The sequence below is a fragment of the Pararhizobium sp. PWRC1-1 genome, from assembly GCF_049897905.1.
Taxonomy (GTDB): domain Bacteria; phylum Pseudomonadota; class Alphaproteobacteria; order Rhizobiales; family Rhizobiaceae; genus Pararhizobium.
On the sequence record NZ_JAFCXE010000013.1, the window covers coordinates 41,686 to 63,676 of the forward strand.

General features: G+C 59.3%; 23 protein-coding genes. 9 read left to right on the forward strand and 14 right to left on the reverse strand.

What is annotated here, in order from left to right:
- Positions 1-121: 121 nt before the first annotated feature.
- The 3 genes from ACP7E0_RS19780 to ACP7E0_RS19790 form a co-directional block, all read right to left on the reverse strand.
- Entirely contained in the window at positions 122-346 is a 225-nt protein-coding gene (locus tag ACP7E0_RS19780) for an aa3-type cytochrome c oxidase subunit IV (RefSeq protein ID WP_426127105.1), read from the reverse strand.
- A gap of 222 nt (positions 347-568) precedes the next feature.
- Positions 569-1,318: an N-acyl amino acid synthase FeeM domain-containing protein gene (locus ACP7E0_RS19785; RefSeq protein ID WP_426127107.1), complete on the reverse strand. Its 750-nt coding sequence runs from the start codon at positions 1,316-1,318 to the stop codon at positions 569-571.
- A gap of 228 nt (positions 1,319-1,546) precedes the next feature.
- Complete coding sequence (locus tag ACP7E0_RS19790) at positions 1,547-3,856, reverse strand: putative bifunctional diguanylate cyclase/phosphodiesterase (protein ID WP_426127109.1); 2,310 nt, start codon at positions 3,854-3,856, stop codon at positions 1,547-1,549.
- Positions 3,857-4,287: 431 nt separating this feature from the next.
- Here ACP7E0_RS19790 and ACP7E0_RS19795 point away from each other — a divergent pair, with 431 nt between their 5' ends.
- The gene (locus tag ACP7E0_RS19795) at positions 4,288-5,046 is read left to right on the forward strand and encodes a gamma-glutamyl-gamma-aminobutyrate hydrolase family protein (protein WP_426127111.1); all 759 of its coding nucleotides are present in this window, start codon (positions 4,288-4,290) and stop codon (positions 5,044-5,046) included.
- 6 nt (positions 5,047-5,052) lie between these two features.
- Here the strand turns inward: ACP7E0_RS19795 and ACP7E0_RS19800 are convergent, their stop codons facing one another.
- The 3 genes from ACP7E0_RS19800 to ACP7E0_RS19810 form a co-directional block, all read right to left on the reverse strand.
- A complete protein-coding gene (locus tag ACP7E0_RS19800; RefSeq protein WP_426127113.1) occupies positions 5,053-6,024 on the reverse strand; it encodes a 2-hydroxyacid dehydrogenase in 972 nt (323 codons plus the stop codon).
- Positions 6,025-6,052: 28 nt separating this feature from the next.
- Complete coding sequence (locus ACP7E0_RS19805) at positions 6,053-7,081, reverse strand: LacI family DNA-binding transcriptional regulator (protein WP_113317525.1); 1,029 nt, start codon at positions 7,079-7,081, stop codon at positions 6,053-6,055.
- Positions 7,082-7,186: 105 nt separating this feature from the next.
- Complete coding sequence (locus tag ACP7E0_RS19810) at positions 7,187-7,687, reverse strand: MarR family winged helix-turn-helix transcriptional regulator (protein ID WP_426127115.1); 501 nt, start codon at positions 7,685-7,687, stop codon at positions 7,187-7,189.
- Positions 7,688-7,781: 94 nt separating this feature from the next.
- On the opposite strand from ACP7E0_RS19810, the gene ACP7E0_RS19815 reads away from it, so the two are divergent.
- From ACP7E0_RS19815 to ACP7E0_RS19830, 4 genes are all read left to right on the forward strand, one after another.
- Positions 7,782-8,573 (forward strand): creatininase family protein, encoded by a 792-nt coding sequence (locus tag ACP7E0_RS19815; RefSeq protein ID WP_426127116.1) that lies wholly within the window; start codon positions 7,782-7,784, stop codon positions 8,571-8,573.
- Positions 8,574-8,700: 127 nt separating this feature from the next.
- On the forward strand, positions 8,701-9,813 hold the full coding sequence (locus ACP7E0_RS19820) for a CobW family GTP-binding protein (RefSeq protein WP_426127117.1): 1,113 nt from the start codon (positions 8,701-8,703) through the stop codon (positions 9,811-9,813).
- On the forward strand, positions 9,813-10,802 hold the full coding sequence (locus ACP7E0_RS19825) for a WD40 repeat domain-containing protein (protein WP_426127118.1): 990 nt from the start codon (positions 9,813-9,815) through the stop codon (positions 10,800-10,802). The genes ACP7E0_RS19820 and ACP7E0_RS19825 overlap by 1 nt, the downstream gene beginning before the upstream one ends.
- Before the next feature lie 63 nt (positions 10,803-10,865).
- A complete protein-coding gene (locus tag ACP7E0_RS19830) occupies positions 10,866-11,432 on the forward strand; it encodes a hypothetical protein (RefSeq protein ID WP_426127120.1) in 567 nt (188 codons plus the stop codon).
- Positions 11,433-11,442: 10 nt separating this feature from the next.
- Here ACP7E0_RS19830 and ACP7E0_RS19835 read toward each other — a convergent pair whose 3' ends face one another.
- Entirely contained in the window at positions 11,443-11,886 is a 444-nt protein-coding gene (locus ACP7E0_RS19835) for a glyoxalase superfamily protein (RefSeq protein ID WP_426127121.1), read from the reverse strand.
- Between the two features lie 300 nt (positions 11,887-12,186).
- On the reverse strand, positions 12,187-12,492 hold the full coding sequence (locus tag ACP7E0_RS19840; RefSeq protein ID WP_426127122.1) for a hypothetical protein: 306 nt from the start codon (positions 12,490-12,492) through the stop codon (positions 12,187-12,189).
- 261 nt (positions 12,493-12,753) lie between these two features.
- Between ACP7E0_RS19840 and ACP7E0_RS19845 the strand changes: the two genes are divergently transcribed.
- Complete coding sequence (locus ACP7E0_RS19845) at positions 12,754-13,920, forward strand: hypothetical protein (protein ID WP_426127124.1); 1,167 nt, start codon at positions 12,754-12,756, stop codon at positions 13,918-13,920.
- Positions 13,921-13,999: 79 nt separating this feature from the next.
- On the opposite strand, the gene ACP7E0_RS19850 is transcribed toward ACP7E0_RS19845, so the two are convergent.
- The 3 genes from ACP7E0_RS19850 to odc2 form a co-directional block, all read right to left on the reverse strand.
- Positions 14,000-14,686, reverse strand: a complete 687-nt coding sequence (locus tag ACP7E0_RS19850) for an OmpW/AlkL family protein (RefSeq protein ID WP_426127126.1) — start codon at positions 14,684-14,686, stop codon at positions 14,000-14,002.
- Between the two features lie 196 nt (positions 14,687-14,882).
- On the reverse strand, positions 14,883-15,461 hold the full coding sequence (locus ACP7E0_RS19855) for a GNAT family N-acetyltransferase (RefSeq protein ID WP_426127127.1): 579 nt from the start codon (positions 15,459-15,461) through the stop codon (positions 14,883-14,885).
- A gap of 101 nt (positions 15,462-15,562) precedes the next feature.
- Positions 15,563-16,696 (reverse strand): ornithine/lysine decarboxylase, encoded by a 1,134-nt coding sequence (gene odc2 / locus ACP7E0_RS19860; protein WP_426127129.1) that lies wholly within the window; start codon positions 16,694-16,696, stop codon positions 15,563-15,565.
- Between the two features lie 709 nt (positions 16,697-17,405).
- On the opposite strand from odc2, the gene ACP7E0_RS19865 reads away from it, so the two are divergent.
- The 3 genes from ACP7E0_RS19865 to ACP7E0_RS19875 all read left to right on the forward strand — a co-directional run bounded on the left by ACP7E0_RS19865 (position 17,406) and on the right by ACP7E0_RS19875 (position 20,071).
- Complete coding sequence (locus tag ACP7E0_RS19865) at positions 17,406-18,305, forward strand: LysR family transcriptional regulator (RefSeq protein WP_426127130.1); 900 nt, start codon at positions 17,406-17,408, stop codon at positions 18,303-18,305.
- 99 nt (positions 18,306-18,404) lie between these two features.
- On the forward strand, positions 18,405-19,046 hold the full coding sequence (locus tag ACP7E0_RS19870) for a DUF1007 family protein (RefSeq protein ID WP_426127132.1): 642 nt from the start codon (positions 18,405-18,407) through the stop codon (positions 19,044-19,046).
- Positions 19,040-20,071 carry a nickel/cobalt transporter gene (locus tag ACP7E0_RS19875; RefSeq protein ID WP_426127133.1) on the forward strand — a complete coding sequence of 344 codons (1,032 nt, stop codon included), beginning with the start codon at positions 19,040-19,042 and terminating at the stop codon, positions 20,069-20,071. The genes ACP7E0_RS19870 and ACP7E0_RS19875 overlap by 7 nt, the downstream gene beginning before the upstream one ends.
- A 4-nt stretch (positions 20,072-20,075) precedes the next feature.
- Here the strand turns inward: ACP7E0_RS19875 and ACP7E0_RS19880 are convergent, their stop codons facing one another.
- The 3 genes from ACP7E0_RS19880 to ACP7E0_RS19890 all read right to left on the reverse strand — a co-directional run bounded on the left by ACP7E0_RS19880 (position 20,076) and on the right by ACP7E0_RS19890 (position 21,896).
- Positions 20,076-20,291 carry a hypothetical protein gene (locus tag ACP7E0_RS19880; protein WP_426127135.1) on the reverse strand — a complete coding sequence of 72 codons (216 nt, stop codon included), beginning with the start codon at positions 20,289-20,291 and terminating at the stop codon, positions 20,076-20,078.
- Complete coding sequence (locus ACP7E0_RS19885) at positions 20,288-20,980, reverse strand: GNAT family N-acetyltransferase (RefSeq protein WP_426127137.1); 693 nt, start codon at positions 20,978-20,980, stop codon at positions 20,288-20,290. Before ACP7E0_RS19885 ends, ACP7E0_RS19880 begins: the two co-directional genes overlap by 4 nt.
- Before the next feature lie 136 nt (positions 20,981-21,116).
- On the reverse strand, positions 21,117-21,896 hold the full coding sequence (locus ACP7E0_RS19890) for a tellurite resistance TerB family protein (RefSeq protein WP_426127139.1): 780 nt from the start codon (positions 21,894-21,896) through the stop codon (positions 21,117-21,119).
- Positions 21,897-21,991: the final 95 nt, after the last annotated feature.

The window sequence follows — 21,991 nt, forward strand, 5'->3', positions numbered from 1 at the left end:
GCCTTGAGCCGCCCTTTGGTGGCCTGCGCGCATGTCTCTTCCGGCCCGGCAATCACCGGGCCATGGAAAAGCCGGCACCTCACTCCCAAGTGCCGCTTTCGTCAAAACTTTGGAAAACCGGTCAGCGCAGAAGCACGAAACCGGCGATATTGAGGAGAATGAAGAGGACGAAGGCGGTGAAGAAGCCGGCGCTGGTGAAGAAACCGGCAGCCATGGCGATCAGCAGCGCGACGCAGAAGATCGTGACAATTTTCGTCGCCTCGAGGAAGAAATTGTAGGTCTTCTCGTGTTCGGCATAATCCATCGGTGCGCCCAGTTCGGCCGGTCCGGAATGATGTTCAGCCATCGTCCATATCTCCCTGAAATTCAGCCGCACCCTACTCTGCCCTTGGCGGCGAGCGCGGCATCTCGTCTCTATTCCATTCTATGCGCATCCAGAGCGCCCGAAAGCATCGATCGCGCATAGGTGGCCTTACACAAAGCCACGGTCAAACGCAACGAAAACTGCAGGCGCTCCATGCGGCATAACGGTTGATCAGACGACTGTTGCAACAACACAAAAGCCTGATCAGGCCTGGCTGCGCGCGCGGCTCTGCATCGTCAATGCCAGGCGGGCTGTCGGCAGCACCGTCAGTGGCGCATACTGCGCCTCCCGGTCGTCACCGAACATCATGCGCCGCTCGAACGGCTCCGAATCGAAGAACGGAAAACGGGTATAGAGCCAGGGCCGGATTTCGCGGACTCGAGCAGCCAGCAGCGTCAGATCGATCTTGTAGTCGCCGCAGTTCTTTTGCGGCGAGACGATCGTGTCGGCATCGAAGACCCGCTTGTAGAAGGCGGCATGCTGAGGCTTCACCAGCGACAGGCAGCGATCGACGTCGAATTGCTCGGACGCCATGGTGGCAACACGCAGGGTGAGATAGGGAATGGCCGGCATTTCCCGCAGGATTTCCGGATCGGCGGCAAGCCGGACGGGGTCGATCAACGACAGGCCTGCGTCCAGAAAACTGTCGATCTCGGCTCCGAAGACCGACCCGGACGAACTGATCCGATGCTCGGGGGTCACATGATGCACCCTGACGGTACTGATCAGCCGTTCTTCGAAATAGATCCCGAAAACGTAGGCATGACTGTCAAAATCGATGTCATCGATGAGCATCGTGCCGGACAAGGGCAGTATATCGGCCATCTTGTAGGCCTTGAAACGGATACGGGCGACATCTTCCATATCCTCCCCCGTCTCGACCCGGCGATATTCAACATGGTCCAACAGTTCCAGCAGTCGCTCTGAAAACCTGTTCTGCTGCTCCGCTTTCATTTCATCAAACGCCCCCGTTGAACGGGGCATTCATCTTACAAACGGAGGCACCTCACAATGTTTTAATAGATTATTAAGCATAAACCATTTGTTAAGGTTAACAGACAGTTAACGCTAAATTATCACTGGACATTTTGACGGCGTAATGTCTTGAAACAAGGGGTAGTCCGGGATTGCGGGATGACCACCTTGGGGGGGCACAAGCAAACGGAGATGAGGCCGGTTAATTTAAGCGGTGCGCCGATTGCGCCGTTTTGGCACGGAAAGCTTCTTCAGCAATGTGTCCGACAGGCTTTCGATCGCCAGCGACGGCATGGGGGCCGCGAAGACATACCCCTGGATCAGGTCGGCACATTTATACTGATTGATCAGCGCCAGTTGATCATTGGTCTCGACCCCTTCGATGACGATCTTCAACCCAAGCTCGCGCGACAGGTTGACCATGCCGCGCAGAAGCTTGAAGCGGCGCGCGTCCTCGCGGATATTGCGCACGAAGGAACGATCGATCTTAATGATATCGAGCGGCAGCGCATCGAGATAACTGAGGCTCGAATATCCCGTTCCGAAATCGTCGATGGCAATGGTGATGCCGCGGGCGCGCAGCTCCTGGAGGATCGTCTGCACCTTGGCCGCCTCTTCCATCAGGCAGCTTTCCGTTACTTCAAGATGAAGCCGGGCCGGATCGAGCCCCGTCTCGGACAGGATATCCGTGACGATCGGGACGATTTCGCCATTGCGCAGATCAAGAACGGAGAGATTGACGGAAACGGCGATGTGGCTGGGCCATTTCAGGCAATCGAGACAAGCCTGGCGCAGCATGAATTTGGTAATGCTGGAAACCACACCGATTTCCTCCGCCAACTGAATGAACACATCCGGCGGGACCAGACCACGTTCGGGGTGGCTCCAGCGCGCCAGCGCTTCGCAGCATTCGATGCGCGAGCCATCGGCGAGGAACATCGGCTGATAGGCAATCGAAAGCCCGCCGGTTTCAATAGCCTCGCGCAAATCGGTCTTCAGCTTTTGCCGGTCAAGATAGTTCGCATCCATTTCGGCTTCGAACGCGGTGCAGCTTCCCTTTTCGCGGCTCTTGCTCTCAAACAGCGCAAGATCGGCCTTGATCTGCATATCTTCCAGACGGAAGTCGGAACTATTGGCAATAACATAGCCGGCGCTCATCGAAATATTGAAGGTAAAGCCGCTGGCGAGATAGGCGCCGCGCATCTGCGCATGCACGGATCGCATGCACTCTTCGAGGACACACCGGTTGTTTTCGCCTGAAAAGAACAAAACGAATTCGTCGCCCATCAGGCGTGCCGCAATCGCCTTGTCCCCCGTCACCTTCTTCAATCGTTCAGAGATCGCGCCGAGCAATCTGTCGCCGACGACATGGCCACGCGTATCGTTGACGTGCTTGAACTCGGCGATATCGAGAACCATGAAACCGGCCAGGCCGGTGCGGTTTTGATCGATCAGCGCATTGCTGACCAGTTCGCCGAAATAGTCGCGATTGGGCAGGCCGGTCAGCGTATCGAAGCGGACCATCTGCAGGATTTTCTTTTCCGCCCGCACGCGTGCAGTCACATCTTCGAAGATCAACACGACACCGCCGTCGGCCCGGCGGCTAGCGGAGAATTCAAGAAACAGGTCGTCGGAAAACGGGATGAGGGCACGCGACTGCATGCCCTGCATCAACTGGCCCAGCTGTTTCAGGACCTGTTTGGCCTGATCCTGCTGAAGGAAAGTATGGCGAACGCCATAGCGCAGCACGGCATCGAGATGGCAATCCTTAAGCCGTGCCTGGTCACCGAGATTGAGAAGCTCGCAGGCCCGCCGGTTGGCGACCAGGATTCGATTATCGGCGTCGAGCATGAACAGGCCATGCGGCATGTTGTTGAGCGCAAGGTCGAACCGGCCAGCGATGGTGGATATTTCACGCGCAGCCAGCACATTCTTATGCAGCGTTTCACGCACGCCGCGCGCCATCGACCAGGTCGTGAGAATAAACGGCACGATCAACACGGCAAGAATCGCCATGAACCCATCCATGAGGCCAAGCAGGCCAAGGATGATTGGCACGCAGGCCGACAGGGACATGATGACGACCGCCCGGGCCGAACCGTAATTGCGGCCGACGAGCGACACCATGGTGGCGAGCGTCACGGAAATGCAGGCGAGTTCGGCAAAGGGGTCGCGGGTGACCAGAATGGCATAGCCGCAGGCCGTGCCGAGCGTGAGGGTGGCGCAGACACCGCCGGCATTATAGCGGTTTTCCCAGCGGCGAATGCCTTCAAAATCCAGCGAAGCCAGATCTTCGCGATCGAACCGGCGCATATCAATACCGCGGACGAACCAAATCAGCACAATCGCAATCGTGCAGCCGATGAAAAAGGGATCATGGGTTTTTGCAAAGACGAGCAGGAATGTCACGACATGCGACAGCATGCCGATCAACAATGTCTGACGGTAATCGTAGAGCGAGCTTACGAACGAAAGATACACATCGGTCGGAAGAGCGCTCTGTTCATTTGACTTCATGAACCCCCTGCTCCGGTTTGGCGAAGTGTTAATCCCGAGGGTTTAACGAAAGATTTCGCGCGCTTACCGGAAAAAATCTTCCCATATATTACGTGGTATGGTCCAGATGCTGCGTTATTGAAATATTTCAACCCAGTATTGCAGCCGCCCCTAAAGACTATTGCTTTTCCGCAACCTTGCATAGATTCGGCCGCAAGCGGGTTATTCGACGCCTTCCGCCTGGAGATTTATTGAAGACGGGCTCGCGCTTTTATCTGCACGAATGGTTACTGCAATTCTAAAGGATATAGCCAAATCTTGCCCGTCTGACCGGCGGCTGTGGTGGCTAGCATTTTTCTTCAACGGAGTTGACTTTATAGTGCGGCTGACGGCAATGGCTTGACAGGACAGATCACAGCCAAGACTCGCCAGACGCACAGGTGGAGACCCGCATGCCTAAGCCCGTTGTTGCCATACCCGCTGACTTCAGGACATTCGACGGCAACGTCTGGCATGCCACGCCGCATCAATATGTTCGTGCTGCCGTCGAAGGCTCCGGCGTGATGACATTCCTCGTGCCAGCACTCGAGAGTGGCAATGACGCCGATGAAATCCTCAACCGGGTGGATGGCGTTCTTGTCAGCGGATCGCGCACAAATGTGCACCCCTCGCTGTATGGACAAGAAGCGACGGAAGCCGATGGACCTTTCGATCCGGGCCGTGATGCGACAAGCCTGCCGCTGATCCGGCGCGCGCTGGAACGCGGCGTGCCGCTGCTCGCCATCTGCCGCGGCATACAGGAATTGAACGTTGCGCTCGGCGGCACCCTTGCGAGCGAAATTCAGGACATGCCCGGCATTTCGGATCACCGCAAGCCGGACGTGCCGGAACTCGATATCGCCTATGGCATCCGCCAGAATGTCATCGTCAAGGAAGGCAGCTGTCTTGCCTCGGTTCTCGGCGCCGGCGAAGTCCAGGTGAATTCGCTGCACCGGCAGGCAATCTCGAAGGCCGCTCCCCGTCTTGCCGTCGAAGCGGTCGCCGAAGACGGCACGATCGAGGCCGTCTCCGTCATCGACGCCAAGGCCTTTGCCGTCGGCGTGCAATGGCATCCGGAATACTGGGTCGGCAAGGACGCTCCGTCCTCAACCTTGTTTCAGGCATTCGGCGATGCGGTTCGCGCCTATGCGGCGGCGAAAGTGAAGGCCTGACCGTTTTTAAGCAGTCTTCCGTTTGAACGGCGTTTCTGCGACCGGCGTCAATGCAGCACCCGCTTCAAACCACGCAACGAGATTATCCACCACCAGATCGGCCATGGCATTGCGCGTCGCCTGCGAGGCCGAGCCGACATGCGGCAGCAGTGAGGCGTTCGGCAGCGCCAGCAAAGCGTCGGGAACATAAGGCTCGTTCTCGAAGACATCGAGGCCGGCGGCAGCAATGACGCCGCGCTGCAGGGCATCGGCAAGCGCGGCCTCGTCCACGGTCGTGCCGCGTCCAACATTGATCAACACGCCCTGCGACCCCAAGGCTTCCAGAACCTCGGCATTGACTGTTCGGCGGGTGCTTTCGGTGCCGGGCACGATCACGATGATCGTATCGACCGCTTCTGCCATCCCCTTGAGCGTCGGACAATGGGTATAGGCCAGCCCCTCGCGCGGCGTGCGGGTGTGATAGGCGATGGAGACGCCGAAGGCTTCCAGCCGCTTGGCAATCGCCAGCCCGATACGGCCGAGACCGTAAAGGCCCACCGTCCGGCCGCGCAGGGTCAACGGTGAAAGGGCAAAGGCTCCGTCCTTCGCCCAGCGGCCCTGGCGCAGCCACTGCTCGGCGGCCGGAAAACGCCGCAACGTGTTGAGCAGCAGGCCGATTGCGGTGTCGGCCACTTCTTCCGTCAGCACATCCGGTGTGTTGGTGACGACAACGCCACGCTTTGCCGCATGCGCGGCATCGACGCCGTCATAGCCGACGCCGAAATTGCCGATGATTTCGAGGTTCGGGAAGGCGTCGATGAATCCGGCCGGGATTTTGCCCTGGACGGCGATACCGGCAACACCGGATGCAAGGTCAGCCGTCACCAGGGTGGGATCGGCGGCCGCGACGAAAACAGGCTCGAAATGATCCGGCAAACGGTCGAGCACACGCTGGCTCATTTTTCCGGGCACGAGAATACGCGGGCGGCCGTCGGGCATGGTTTGCTCCTTGCGGAATAGGGTCGGATTATTCGGTGGGATTGGGCCGGAGCGGGCCGGTCGACTGGCGGATCCGCATTTCGGGCTTGATCAGGTGGATACCATCCGGCTCGTGGCTGCCATTCAGCTTGTCGAGCAGCGCGCGGGCGGCACTGCGGCCGACATCGGACTGGCCGTTCCAAACTGTGGTCAGCGCCGGCGTCGAGATCGAGGCTTCCTCGAGATCGTCGTAACCGGTGACCGAGACATCGCGGCCCGGCACGAGACCGGCGCGGGCAATGCCGTTCATCATGCCGATGGCGACAAGATCGTTCCAGCAGACCACGGCCGTCGGTTTCTGCGGCAGGGAAAGCAGATGCACGGCAGCTTCGAAGCCGCCCTGCATCGAGCGGGGGCCGGGAATGCGCAGGTCCGGATCGACATCGATATTGGCCTTGCGCAGCGCATTGACGTAGCCCTGATACCGGTCACGGCCGGTCGAGGTCTGGTCCGTGCCGCCGACCATGGCAATGACGCGGTGGCCAAGGCTGATCAGGTGGTTGGTGGCAAGCGAGATGCCATAGGCATCGTCGCCGCGGAAAATCGGTACGTCGACGCCTTCGATCGAGCGGGCAATCAGGATGGCTGGCATGCCATTGTCCTCAGCCAGCCGGATATCCTCCGGCGGCGTGCCGATCGCCGGCGACATGATGACGCCGTCGCCGCCGAGCTGCAGCAATGTCTCGATGAAGGCGCGCTGCTTTTCAACAGAATCATAGTGGTTGGAAAGAATGAACGTCTGCCGGTCGCGGTCGAGTTCGGCTTCTATGGCTTTCAAGATTTCGCCGTAGAACGGGTTCATGATGTCGTGCACGACGACGCCGATGATGCCGGAGCGGGAGGTGCGAAGGCTGGCGGCGCGGCGATTGTAGATATAGCCGAGTGCGCGAGCCTGATCCTTGATCTTGTCACGGGTCATAGCGGCGACAAGCGGACTATCACGCAATGCCAGGGAAACGGTTGCCGTGGACACACCAAGCGTTTCCGCAATGGTGGAGAGCTTGATCTTCTGCGCCACGTTTCCCCCTCAGATATCCCGGCTAAATACCGCTATTTTTAAATCCTCTTTAAACTGTTTAAATTGCCGCCGCAATCACCAATTAAGGCACTATCGGAGGAGGAACTACTCTGCCGCAGCCGTGCCTTGAAGATTTCCGTCGACGGCCCGCAAAAGCTTCATCAGGGTCTTGATCTGCTTTTCGGTCAGGCCCTTGGTCGCCATGTCTTCAGAGGTCTTGCCCGCTTCGGCAATGGTCTGGAGGCGATCCCGGCCAAGGGTGGTGAGATAGACCTTGGTCAGCCGCGCATCCTCGTCATCGGCCCTGCGCTCCAGAAACCCTTGGGCTTCCATGCGGCCCACGGTACGGGTCATGGTCGGTGCCTTGACGCCGAGCTTCATCGCCAGAACGCCGGCGGTCAGCCCATCGGTCTCGGCCAGCGCCAGCATCACGCCGTCCTGTCCGGCGTACAGGCCGCTTTCGAGGAGATTGCGCGACAGCACCGTGCGCATCGAGCGCGCTGCCTGGACCAGCACCGATGCGAGATCCTGCGCGTGGACTTCGACGTCGTGATGCTTTTTCTTGCCGCCCTTGGCTTTCTTTTCGGCCTTGCTCTTCTTTCCCATCGGTCCTCCACCAAATTTCTTGCACGGCCATCCGTCACCTGTATGACTCGAATGACGGCCATACCGCAAGTACAACCGAAAGGCCCTCAGGAGCATGACAGTCCCCGCACCACGTTGGAAAGACAATGTTTCCGATCTTCCGCCTGAAGCGAGAGCGGACTGGATCGCCGTGCTGCCGCTCGGCGCCCATGAACAACATGGACCGCACCTGCCGTTCGAAACAGACACACTGATTGCCGAGGGTTTCGCCGAACGACTCATCGCCCGCCTGCCACCCGCCCTGTCCGTCACGGTTCTGCCAACGGAGCCTGTCGGCTATTCGATCGAGCATCTGGACGTCGAAGGCACGCGTTCGCTGGGATACGATGATGCGGTGCAACGCTGGCTCGGCATTGCGCAGGCCCTTAACGAAAAGGGCATCCGCAAATTCGTCATGCTGAACGCCCATGGCGGCAATTCACCGCTGATGACCATCGTTGCGACGGAAGCCCGCGTCCGGTTCGGCATGCTGGCGGTGGCGACGAGCTGGACCCGGTTCGGGCAACCGGATGGATGGATGAGGCCGGAAGACAAGGCGATCGACATTCACGGCGGCGATATCGAGACGTCGGTAATGCTGGCGATGTATCCGGACAGGGTGGATATGTCGAAGGCCCAGCGTTTCACCTCGCGCCAGTCCGACTTCGCCCGAAGTTTCAAGCATCTGCGCGCCTATGGCCCGCACTCTTTCGGCTGGAAGATGGCGGATCTGAACGAACAGGGTGTCGCCGGTGACGCCTCGGCTGCGACGGCTAAGCGCGGTGAACAGCTGATTGCCCATGCGGTGAACGGCATTATCGAATTGCTGGAGGACGTTGCAGCCTTCGATATCTCCACCTTAGGCTAGCAGCAACCCTATCCGATACGCAGAAAAACGGCGAGAAGATCGCGCCCGCATTTGCGCTGGCGCTTTCCATCTCCTATATCAGCGATAACCCTGTGCCCGAAGGCATCCCGATTTTTCCGAGGTTCCCATGACCGAAGCAACCACAGCTGCCGCCAAGCCCATTCCCGTCACCGTGCTCACCGGTTATCTCGGTGCAGGCAAGACGACGCTCTTGAACCGCATCCTGACGGAAGCCCACGGCAAGAAATACGCCGTCATCGTCAATGAGTTCGGCGAGATCGGCATCGACAATGACCTGATCGTCGAATCCGACGAAGAAATCTACGAAATGAACAATGGCTGTGTCTGCTGCACGGTGCGCGGCGACCTGATCCGCGTCGTCGAAGGCCTGATGCGCCGCCCGGGCCGCTTCGATGCCATCATCGTCGAAACCACCGGCCTTGCCGACCCGGTACCGGTCGCCCAGACCTTCTTCATGGATGACGACGTGCGCGCCAAGACCGAACTCGACGCCGTCGTAGCGCTGGTCGATGCCAAGCACCTGCCGCTGCGCCTGAAGGATAGTCGCGAAGCCGAAGACCAGATCGCCTTTGCCGACGTCATTTTGCTGAACAAGACGGATCTGGTTACGCCGGAAGAACTGGCGAAGATCGAAGCGATCGTACGGGCGATCAATCCGTCTGCCCGCATCCATCGCACCGAGCGCTCGAACATCGACCTCAGCAAGGTGCTCGATCAGGGCGCCTTCAATCTGGAACGCGCGCTCGAAAACGAGCCACATTTCCTCGATCAGGCCCATGACGAACACGAGCATGTCCATGGCCCGGATTGCAACCACGATCACGATCATCACCATCATGACCACGATCATCATGGACATGACCATCATCATCACGATCACACACCTTCGCCAATCCATGACGTAACAGTGCAGTCGGTTTCGCTGCGCGGCGGCGAGATGAACCCGGATCGCTTCTTCCCCTGGATCCAGAAGATCACCCAGACGGAAGGCCCCAACATCCTGCGGCTGAAGGGCATCATCGCCTTCAAGGACGATGCGGAACGCTACGTGGTCCAGGGCGTGCACATGATCATCGAAGGCGACCACCAGCGCGCCTGGAAGGATGGCGAAAAGCACGAAAGCCGTCTCGTCTTCATCGGCCGTGAACTGGACCGCGAAAAGCTCGAACGCACTTTCAAGGCCTGCGAGGCTGTTCCCGCCGAGGCCGCAGCTCACTGATGCCGACAGTTGCTCCTCTCGACCTTCAAGGTCACGTCGCCGGCGTGGCCTTTCTCGGCGACATTCCGTTCTTTGCCGAATCCTCCGGCCTCATCCACAGCCTTGATCACGGCCACAAGACCGTCGAAGCACATGAGGGCTTGCTCTCGTGCATTCGCGACGAAGCGACCGACACGCTGCTGACCGGCGGCGAGGATGGCAAGGTGCTGCGGATCAAGGCTGATGGCGCAACGAGCGAACTTGCCAATGTTCCGCGCAAGTGGATTTCGCAGGTTGCCGCCGGCCCGCAGGGTGCCGTGGCCTATGCCTATGGCAAGACCGCCCATGTGCGGCTGGCAGACGGTACCGTCAAGGATTTCACCGAGGAACGCACCGTCGAGGGCATCGCCTTCGCGCCGAAAGGCCTTCGTATCGCGCTTGCGCGCTATAACGGCGTCTCGCTGCATTGGGTGGCAATTTCGGGCCAGCCGATCGATCTCGAATGGAAGGGCGCCCATACCGGCGTCACCTTCTCGCCCGACGGCCGTTTCGTCGTCACCTCCATGCAGGAAAATGCGCTGCACGGCTGGAAGCTCGATACCAAGCCGGGCGCTGAAACCCGGCACATGCGGATGACCGGCTATCCCGCCAAGATCAAATCCGTTTCCTGGTCCGCCAAGGGCAAATGGCTCGCCTCCTCCGGCGCACCGGCCGCCATCGTCTGGCCCTTCCAGGCCAAGGATGGCCCGATGGGCAAGGCGCCGCTGGAACTCGGCACGCGCGCCAATATCATGGTGACGCAGGTCTGCTGCCATCCGGTCGAAGAGATCGCGGCGATCGGCTATGCCGACGGCATGATCATGGTGGTGCGCTTTACAGACAGCAAGGAAGTGCTGCTGCGCCGCCCGGGCAAAGGCGCAATCACTGCCATGGCCTGGAACAAGAACGGAAGGCAGCTTGCCTTCGGCTCGGAAGCAGGCGATTGCGGCGTGATCGATATCGCCGGCTGACACTGGACTGCGAACAGTGACGGCAGGCTTGACGATCAGGACGTGCCGCGCGAAAACCGCTGAATGCTGTTCAAAAACGATGTGCTCGCAGGGATCGCGAAAGGTGACGTGATGCTGGCGTTTCGGCACTGGCAAAAGCCGACCGTGCGCCCCGGCGGGACATTGCGCACCCCAGCCGGTGTGCTCGCCATCGATGCGATCGACATCGTGGATGCTGGCGGCCTCAGCAATGAGGATGCCGCTTGTTCAGGCCATTCGTCGCTGGACGCGCTGCTTGCCGATATCAAAGGGCAACGCGCAGGAACCCTCTATCGCATCGCTTTTCATCTTCTGGGTGCCGATCCGAGAGTGGCCTTGCGCGACATCGCTGATTTTAATCCCGGCGAGCACGGCGAACTACGGCGTCGCTTGACCGGCTTCGACGGCGATGTTCCCTGGACAGGACAAACGCTTCGCCTGATCGCCGCGCGTGAGGGCATCACGGCGGGAGAACTTGCCGCGAGCATCGGCTTTGAAAAAGCCGCTCTCAAGCAGAAAATCCGCAAGCTGAAGGAACTCGGCCTGACGGAAAGTCTGCAGAGCGGCTATCGCATATCCCCGCGAGGACGCGCATTCCTCGCGGAGACCTGAAGATCCGTTCTCACCAAGCCAATTCCACCTGCGGCCGGCCGTTCGAAGTTTTCTCGACCGTTCGCCCGGTTTCATCGATCGTGCAGTGGACACGCTTGCGGAAGGCCGAGAAGCTGTCGAAGGTGACGACATCCACGGGCTCGTCGAAATCCAGCGTCAGCCGGTAGCGGCCGGGCTGGGCGGTCACAGCCTGCACACCCAGGATTGTCGCCTCGAACGACTGGCCGAGATAATGGCCTTTGACCCGCGACCCAAGCATCCATGGATTGAGCGGCGGCCGGTTGCCGACCACGGCATGCAGCGTATTCCAATCGCGAAAACCGTATTGCGCGGCCAGAAGCTCCAGCGATTTCGAATGGGTAATATCCTGACCGCCGGCGGCAAGACCGGCGCGCAGCCGCTTTGCCTGGTCCTTCAGGGCATCGAGTGAGGGAAGCGGGGTCGATCCACGCATCGTTCAGTCTCCAACATGGAGCGTGCAGTCATTCGGAGGGAGTCCGCCTTGCCACCGTTCGCACGCCACAAGGATGGACGACCGAAGAGGAACGAGAGACTTCACCAAAAGCTTGGAGCTTGCGGACAGCCGGGGCTCTCACCCGTTGGCGGGGCATGTAATCCATTGCACAGATCCTGTCAAATATCAGGGTCAACGCGAACGATGGGCGTTACAGTCAGGTATCGCCCACCGTTGTTATGCAGCCCCGATCGGCCGCAGGGAGAGGAGGGGCTGACGCCTCTCCCTGCGTCTGAAGTGTTAGCGGCGCTTTTTGCCGCCATCACCAGAGAGGACACCGATGCCCAGGATACCGGTGTTGTTGCCGGACAGGATGCCGCTGAGAATGCCATTTCCGCTACCGTTCAAAACGCCATTGAGAACCTTGTTGCCCGAGAGGACATCACCGACGCCGACAGACGGCGCGATAACGACGCCGCCATTGGCGATACCGTTGCCCTTGCCGTTAAACAGATTGAGCGAGAGGCCGCCGGCCGAAGCCGGAGAGACCGTCGCTGCAACAGCTGCGAACGAGGCGAATGCGATGAATGCGGATTTGAAGTTCATGGTCTTACCTCCGTTGTTCGTGCATCCCTTATGCACAACCAGAAGGATATTATTGAAATCGAAACACTCAAGCAGATATGGAATTTATAATAAATTGGTAACCATAATAGATACAACTTTAAGATTCATTATCAAGTGGTGAATTTCATAGATTTGTTTACTGGAAACCGCCTTTAACGCCCCACCAGAAGGCAACCATAGGAGTTATTTAACCATCTAACTGCAGAGTGTGCTTAGAACCCTGCGTTGAGGGAACCGTGAATGCGCGCCTTGCTGATCACCGTGATGACCATGGCGTTCCTGGCGGTGGCAACGGTGGCGCAGAGTGAGACATCTGTCGAATATTGGACCAGACAGGGGTATTCGAGCAATCTTTTGGAAAGCCCAGACCCACTTTCTGGACCATTCTGGGAAGCCTCTCTCAAACTGAGAGGCACCATCGGCCAGGATGACGCTAAGCTCAGCTACGCAATCTATCAGGAAGAACTGCGAACCGGCGCCTACCGGTTTGGCGATACGCATGAAACTGGTTTCAACCTTGGATACACGCATCAGCTGGGGAAAGATAAGGTTATCGAGCTTGAGGGCTCTTACATCCGCAACAGCTCTGGAGACGTCTTTCTACAACTTCCGGGGAACATCATCGGATACCGAGCTGTGGATCGTGCCGTCCAGGCTGGCGGGAAAATTACAACCACTGCGTTTGGAGACAAAACAGTCTTCGCAACAAAGATAAGCCAATTGTTCAAAGGCGACGCGCACTTCACAACCGGACTGCTACGGCCCGCCAAGCTGGATCCCGACGTCGGGCTTCTGACGCTCGGTGCCAGCCGTTTCATCGCGGCCAAAGGCGGGGAACTCTGCCTCTGTCTCGAGTACAATCAATCGATGGTCGACAGGGATGAGCAGGCCGTCTACGCCCGCTTCCCAGCCTCGACCTTGCGCGGCTCTCTCGCCTACGGCAAGGAATTTGCGGGCAGCCTGTCCCTGATCGCCGAAGCCGGCATCATCGTGCTGTCCAGCGACAACCTCAGCCACGGCGGACGGCAGAGCCGCCCCTATCTGCGCGGAGAAGCCAAATGGAAAGCCCCGGCCGAACTGGAGTTCGCTGCCGCCTACAAACACGACATCACCGTCGGCGACATCGACGATGCGCTGGCGGAGATCGTCGACAACTACAAGATTTCGGTATCCCGCCAGCTTAACCCATGGGCAAAGGTTACCCTCGCCTACGATCGCAGCGAAAGCGAATATGTCTATTATGCCTACGACCGGACGACGCGGAACGTCTCGGTCAAGCTGACGCTCGGCGAGGAAAAGAAGCCGAAATTCGAACTCGGCTATGCACATGTCAAACAGACGGAAGCGGATACTGGCAACAACTATAAGGGCAGCGAAGTCACGGCGCGTGTTAGCGGCTCGTTCTAGGATGCGCTGAGGATGCCGCGTTGGATAACGGGCATCCTCAGCGCAGGGCGGCGAAGCTATGGCAGCAAGAGACGCGCGGCTAGAAACGATAGGTAATGCCCGTGCCGATCAGCCAGGGATCGATCTTGGCCTTGCCGCGTAAAGGACCGAGCGTATCGTGATCGGCCGACCAGTCGGTTTTAAGAAAGATCTTTTTGACGTCGAAGTTGACGCCCCAATTGTCGTCCAACATGTAGTCGAAACCGACCTGCAGCGCTGCGCCCAAATGGTTCTTGACGTCGAGATTGCTGAAACCGGCTTTTTCACTCTGATTGTAGAACAATGAATAGTTGATGCCCGCTCCGACATAGGGCTTGAACGCGCCGAAATCCGTGAAGTGGTATTGTAGCGTGAGAGTAGACGGCAGCAGCCAGGCCTTGCCGACCGGCACACCGACCGCGCCATCCTCATTGATATTGGCATAGGTGGTGCCGAGGATCAGTTCGGCCGCGATATTGTTGGTGAAAAAATAGCTGATATCGAGTTCGGGGATCAGCGTATCGGAATAACTGAGATCGGAGCCGGGCACGCCGTCGATGGAGCCGGTGTCCCGCGTGATCACGCCCAGTGCCCGCACGCGTATCTGCCAAGGGTTGCGGGTCGTCAGGGTCTCAATGGAGGCCGGCTCCAGCGGAACCTGCGCCAAATCCGCCGCTGCGGCTTGTCCCGTCAGGAACACTGCACATCCAGCTGCCAGCGGAGCGGTTACTGCGCGCCCGTATCTCATATTGCCTCTCCTTGAAAACGTTGACAAGGAAGGGCTACGCCCACGGGGCGGCAATGCTTTGATTCAAATCAAAGTTCGAGAAACGCGGTTGCGCAATTTCCCAAACCGGAGACAACCGGCCAAAACCGTTGCATCCATGTCACATGAAAAGCCCTGCCTTCTTGAGACAGGCAGGGCTTTTACAACAACAGCGGCTTTACCGTGCCGCCCTGGCAAAGGCGCAGCCGCTCGCGACCATGATGCCGGCAGCGCCCTCCAGCCAGCCGTCCTTCAGTTCCAGCGCCAGAAAACGGTTCCGCTCGAACGGGCCGGGCATGACGAGGTGTTGTGCCTTGGCAGCAAAGAAGCCGAAGCGTTCGTAATATGGCGCGTCGCCTACAAGCAGGATGGCACCGTGACCGCGGCTCTTTGCTTCGCCGATGGCCGCACGCATCAAGGCACCGCCGATGCCCCGCCCCTCGTAGGCGGCATCGACCGCCAGCGGGCCAAGCATTAGCGCATCGACGGGCACACCCTCGCGGCTGACGCCGGCTTCGACGTTCCACAGGCGCACGGTGCCGATGACATGGCCATCCGGATCGCGGGCAACCAGCGCCAAGCCTTCAGCCGGAACGCGGCCACGGCGCAGCGTCTCGGACGACTTGCGGCGGCGGTTCGGGCCCATGGCCTGATCAAGCAGATTTTCGCGCGCGACGACGTCGCCCGGATTTTCAGTATCGATGGTGAAGGCATTCTGCGCAAAGAAGGCGCGGACAGAATTAAGAACAGCGGCCATCTTGGCCTCCCGTACTCAAAACCGATTCAAACGGTATCGAAGACAAATTGTGAAGGTGCTGCTCCGGCTTGACCCGGAGCAGACTTTTCAGACGACGCCAATCAGATGACGTAGGACTTCAGCGGATCGAAACCGTTGAAGGCCACGGCCGAGTAGGTCGTCGTATAGGCGCCAGTGCCCTCGATCAGAACTTCGTCGCCGATCGAAAGCGTGATCGGCAGCGGATACATGTTCTTCTCGTACATCACGTCGGCCGAATCGCAGGTCGGGCCGGCCAGAACGCAAGGCTCCATTTCGTCGGCATCATGGATGGTGCGGATCGGGTAACGGATCGCTTCGTCCATGGTTTCGGCGAGACCGCCGAACTTGCCGATGTCGAGGAACACCCAGCGGTGGTTGTCATTATCCGACTTCTTCGAGATCAAGACAACTTCCGCCTTGATCACGCCGGCATTGCCGACCATGCCGCGGCCCGGCTCGATGATGGTTTCCGGCAGGTTATTGCCGAAGTGCTTGCGCAGCGACGAAAAGATCGCCTGGCCGTAGGCTTCCGCCGACGGCACGTCGCGCAGGTACTTGGTCGGAAAACCACCGCCCATGTTGACCATCTTCAGCTCGATGCCCTGCTTTGCCAGCTGCACGAAGACGCGCTTGGCATCGGCAAGAGCCGAATCCCAGGCATCGACCTTGGTCATCTGCGAACCGACATGGAACGAGACGCCGTGCGAGACGAGGCCCAGCTGATGCGCGTAGACGAGAACGTCGACGGCCATCTGCGGGACGCAGCCAAACTTGCGCGACAGCGGCCATTCGGCACCTTCGCCGTCGGTCAGGACGCGGCAGAATACGCGGGCGCCGGGTGCTGCACGGGAGATCTTTTCGACTTCCTCATGGCTATCGACGGCAAACAGCGAGACGCCGAGCGCATGCGCCTTGGCGACATCGCGTTCCTTCTTGATGGTGTTGCCGAAGGAAATGCGCGAAGCAGTCGCACCGGCATCGAGCGCCATTTCGATTTCGGCCACACCGGCGCAATCGAAGTTGGAGCCCATGGAGGCGAGCAGACGCAGGATTTCCGGCGACGGGTTTGCCTTGACGGCATAGTAGATCGAGCTATCCGGCAGAGCGTGGCGGAAAGCCTTGAAATTGTCGCGCACAACATCGAGGTCAACCACAAGGCAAGGACCTTCGGGACGTCGGGTGTTCAGGAAGTCGATGATACGTGCAGTCGTCATGGTTTTATCCCCAATCAGGTACGCTCCACGAAGACGTGGAGGACAAAGGACATACGCGAACATGTCCCGGAACCAGCCGGTGGAGACCCCGGATCCAGACATGCGCACGATGCGCGAATGATGGAACAACGCTCTGCCAAGAGCTTTGATCCGCTTTGTCTGCCATTGATTGGAAGGATGACCCTACCGCACTTCCGGCAATGAAGGTGTGCCTCTTCAGTAACCCCCGCTGATGGAAAGCAGGGAGAGAACAAAAAGGCCCGCACCGTCGTTGCTTCAGATGTCCTCGCATTTTCCGGTTGGCCGGAGGAGCGACTGGAGGGGTTAATTCCAGGTACCTTACCGATTTCCTCACCAAATTCGAGGGTCGGCGGACACCCATGGGCACGTGCGACTTTGGGCTGCAGCGGAGATAAGAAAAAACCTTGTCGTAATCAAGACCTTTTTCAAATTGGCTGTTGATTTTTTATTCGGAACAAAGCCCGTTAAGATGTTCACAAGCGCTAAACAATCGCCGTACACTTCCTGTGAAAACCAAGGCCTTGTTTTATAGCCACTTTTGCAAAACAGCTTCCGGTTTTTCCGGAATGCCAAATGTTAACGTCGCCCGCAGTCTTTCGGACGCCGGCAACTCCGGTTTATCGTTGCCGCGACGAAAATAGCGAATCAGAAACGGGGCGGCAGCCCAACAGGCAGGAACAGCAGCCCGATGGATACACTGACCCGCATTCGCGCCTTCATCGATGTCGTCGATGCCGAGGGGTTTTCGGCAGCAGCACGGCGCGTCGGACGCTCAAAGGCGCTACTGTCGAAGTATGTGCGGGAGCTGGAAGATGAGCTCGGCGCCCTTCTATTGAACCGCACGACCCGGCAATTTTCGCTCACGGAGGCGGGCCACACCTATTACCGCACGGCATCGGAGATTCTCAAGGAGATCGACAACCTCGCCGACCTGGTGCGCGCCAGCAATTCCGATCTCAAGGGCCGCCTGCGGATTTCCGCGCCGCGCACCTTCGTCGATGCGGAGATCGGCCAGTCGCTGATCGATTTCGGCAAGGCGCATCCGGAACTGTCACTGGAAATCATCTCGGACGACCGTTTCGTCGATCTGGTCGAGGAAGGTTTTGACGTGGCGATCCGCATCACCAAGCTAGAGGATTCAACCCTGATCGCCCGAAAGCTCGATGATTTCCAGGTTCTGTACTGCGCGACACCCGCGTTTCTTGAAGAGTTCGGACCGATTAATCATCCATCCGAATTGTCGCGCCACCCCTGCATCATCGATACCAACGGCCGGTCCTACAGCAACTGGCGCTTCACCGAACCGGACGGCACAGGCTTCAGCGTTCCGGTTGGCGGCCCCATCGAAGTCAACAGCCCGCTTGCAGCCGTGCGCGCGGCTGAATCCGGCATGGGGATTGCCGGCGTTCCCGATTTCATCGCCCGGCCGAAGATCACCGCCGGCACGCTGGTTTCCATTTTCGAAGACTATATACCGAAGGATCGCGGCATCTACGCGATCTATCCGCACCGGCGCTATCTCCCGACCAAAGTGCGCACGTTCGTCGACTTCCTGCACCAGTGGTTTCGCAAGAACGCGGAAAATTGACGCGGCCACAATGGGCCAAAAGTCCCAATTCCGTCCCATTTGACATACATTGCAAGAGTGCTGGCGTTGCGCCCGAACAGCCAAAGGAATCATGACAGCATGAAACGATCGCCCCTGTTCCTGACGGCAGCGGCCGTGCTTGCGCCCTGCGCTGCACTCGCCCATCCGCACATCTTCGCCGAGGCGCGGCTTGAGATCGTCGCCGACAGCACCAACCAGATTACCGAACTGCGCAATGTCTGGCGTTTCGACGAGCTGTTTTCCGCCAGCGTGGTGATGGATTTCGACAAGAATTCCAATGCGCAGCTCGATCCCGACGAATTGCAGGAGGTCGGCCAGACCGTTCTCGATTCGCTCGCAGAGTACAATTATTACACGACGATCACCGACAACGGCAAAACCATCAAGGTCAACAAGCCGAACGAGATCACCGCCGATTACAAGGACGGCCAGCTGCTTTTGATGTTCGCCGTCAAGCCTGCCGAAGCGATCCCACTCAAGGGCAATATGTCGTTCGGGGTCTATGACCCAACAATGTACACGGCGATGGACTTTCCGACGGACGGCGACCTTGTCGCGGTCGGCGACCAGCTGAATGCCTGCGAACACAAGGTGGTTCGCCCTGACCCGGATGAAGTTCTTGCCCAGAACCAGGCGAGCCTGACCGACGCCTTCTTCAACGACCCGACCGGAACCGACATGTCGAAGATGTTTGCCACACGGATCGAGTTCAAATGCTGAGGGCCGTCCGTCCTGCCCGTTTGATCGGCCTGGCGCTGGTCTTGGCGGCCGCCTCCATCAGCGTCGCCTATGCACAGTCGCCACTCGGTATCGGCACCGCCGAGCCATCCTTCAATACGACCGGCATCTTCGGTGGATTCTTCGCCTGGATAAACATGGAGCAGCAGCGCTTCTACCATACGCTGACCGAAGCGATCAAAGCCATGCGGGACGACCCGTGGCACCTCTGGTCGCTGATCGGGCTGTCGTTTGCCTATGGCGTCTTCCACGCCGCCGGCCCCGGCCACGGCAAGGCGGTCATTTCCTCCTATATGATCGCCAACGAGACTGAACTGAAGCGCGGCGTTCTCCTGTCGTTCCTGTCATCCATGATGCAGGGCGGCGTTGCCATACTCCTCGTCGGCGCCGCCTATCTGGTCCTGCGCGGATCGTCGATCTCGATGACTCAGGCGACACATTTCCTCGAAGTGATCAGCTACGCACTGATCGCCGCTTTCGGCGGCTGGCTGCTGTTTCGCAAATTACGGGGCATGTGGGCGCGGCGCCTGGCTCCGGCGACAGCGCATGACCACGGCCATACACACGACCATAGCCACGCACATCACGACCATTCTCACGATCACGGCCATAGCCATGGGCCCGGCGAGGTCTGCGACACCTGCGGCCACGCACATGCGCCCGATCCTTCGATGCTCAAGGGCGACCGGTTCGCTTTGCGTGAAGCCTGGTCGGCAATCATTGCGGTGGGCCTGCGCCCCTGCTCCGGCGCGTTGATCGTGCTGAGCTTCGCGCTGCTGAACGGCCTTTACCTCGGCGGCGTGCTCTCGGTTTTTGCCATGTCGATTGGCACTGCGATCACCGTCTCGGTGCTGGCGACACTGGCCGTGACCGCCAAGGACCTGGCCGTGCGCTACGCATCCAGCGGATCATCGGCCATGCGCATCAGCAACGGCATCGAAATTTCCGGCGCATTGCTGGTGCTGGTGCTGGGCATTGTGCTACTCGGGGCGTCGCTGCAGGGCTAAACCCTTATAGCCCGCGACCACGCTGGTAGCGGGCTCGCAGCCAGAAGATCAGGAAGAAGCCGAGCACGAAAACCGCGCCGAAGGCCGCGGCCAGCCAAGGCGAATATGTGCCGAGCCAGAGCATGATTTTCGGCAGGACGAAGAACCCCAGCCCGACGACAACCAGAATGACTGCCGCGGCAATCGCCGGCGAGCGTTCCTTCTTTTCCGTGGTGTTCATGCGGTCTCCTTTTGCGCCAGTTCGGCGCGGATATCTTCAAGCTTGCGCTTCTGTGTACCGTCACCGGAAAAATTCTCCGGCGACAGCCAGGCTTCGAAAGCGGCATTGAGCAACGGCCATTCGCCGTCGATGATCGAGAACCAGGCCGTATCGCGATTGGCGCGCTTGGACAGCATATGCTGGCGGAAGACGCCTTCAAAGCTGAAGCCGAGCCGGTTCGCTGTTTTCTTGCTGGCTTCGTTGCGGTTGTCGCATTTCCACTCGTAGCGCCGATAGCCCAGATCCTCAAAGGCGTGCTTTGCCATCATATAATGCACTTCGGTGGAAAGCGGCGAGCGGGCCATCGAGAAGGAATGGGCGACACCACCAACCTCGACCACGCCATTGGCGGGATCCGGCCGCATGTAATTGGCCATGCCGACCACATCGCCGCTGGCCTTGTCGTAGAACACCTCCGTGACCCAACCGCCCTTCTGCACGCCCGTCAGCCAGGCATCGAAATCCTCGATGCTGCGAAAATCATCCTGAGCGAAATACTGCAGGCGAGCATTGATCTCCAACCCGCCGAAGGCCCGCCAGAGCGCTTCCAGATGCATGGCGCGATCATAGGGAACGATCCGGACATAACGGCCTTCCAGAGCCACCGGCTTTGGGGCGGGGCAGCCAGTCCAATGGGTCAAATCACGCATCTGCACACTCCAGGAGAAACCATACCATCAGCCTCTGGACCGGCACGGAGACAACCGCGCCGGCCACGACAAAGGCCTTGACGCTGGCATAGGACAGCTCAGGCATCCGCACAAATGCAAAGTGATGATGGATTGATCACCACGGCGACTTGACCGGCGGTTGGCCGGTCTGCGGCTCCGAGGTCTGCGGCGGGTTTGCCTGCGCCTCGATCACCGGGGTCTTGGCCGAAGAGACCGTCGCCTCGATATGATCGATCAGCGCATCGGCAAGGCCGAGACGCCCGGCCAGCTGATCGAGATAACCGCGCTCAGCACGGCTATCGGCGTCGATCGCCAGACGCGAGGCGGTATAGAGCTCGACGCGTTCTTCCTCGGTGACGGCTGCTGCGACCATGGCATCGAGATCGACGGGCTTGCTCAACTCCTCGTGCAGGAACTGTTCGGCTTCCGAATCGAGGCCGGAGACCTTGACCTTGTCCATGATGCGGGCGCGCTCGACATCGTCGATATGGCCATCGGCGCGGGCAGCGGCGATCATGGCGCGGACAAGCACCAGCACGAAATCGTTGCGTAGAACGGCAGGCTCGGTGCTGAAACCGGAATCGGCCGGCGGCGGCAGGAGTTCAGGCTGCGCCTGCGCTCCCGGCTGCACGACCGGCTCCTTGCCCGCCTGGTAATTCTTGTAGGCCTGATAACCAAGGCCGGCGATGGCGGCGAGACCGCCGAGCTTCAGAGCCGAACCCGCGACTTGGCGGCCGGTACCGGTGCCGAGCAGGACGGCGGCGATGGCCCCGGCGGCCAGCGGATTGTCCTTGGCCAGCTGCGTCGCCTGTCCGGCGCGATCGCGCACCGTACCGCCAGCACCGGGGATTTGCGAACCCAACAACTGATCCAGTAATTTCTTCGCATCAAACATTCGGTCCACTCCCTTGAGGCCGGTTTCGGTCGGATAGAGACATAGGAATGCAACGGCAGGAATACAAATGAAAGGGCCAAGCAAATATGCCGCAA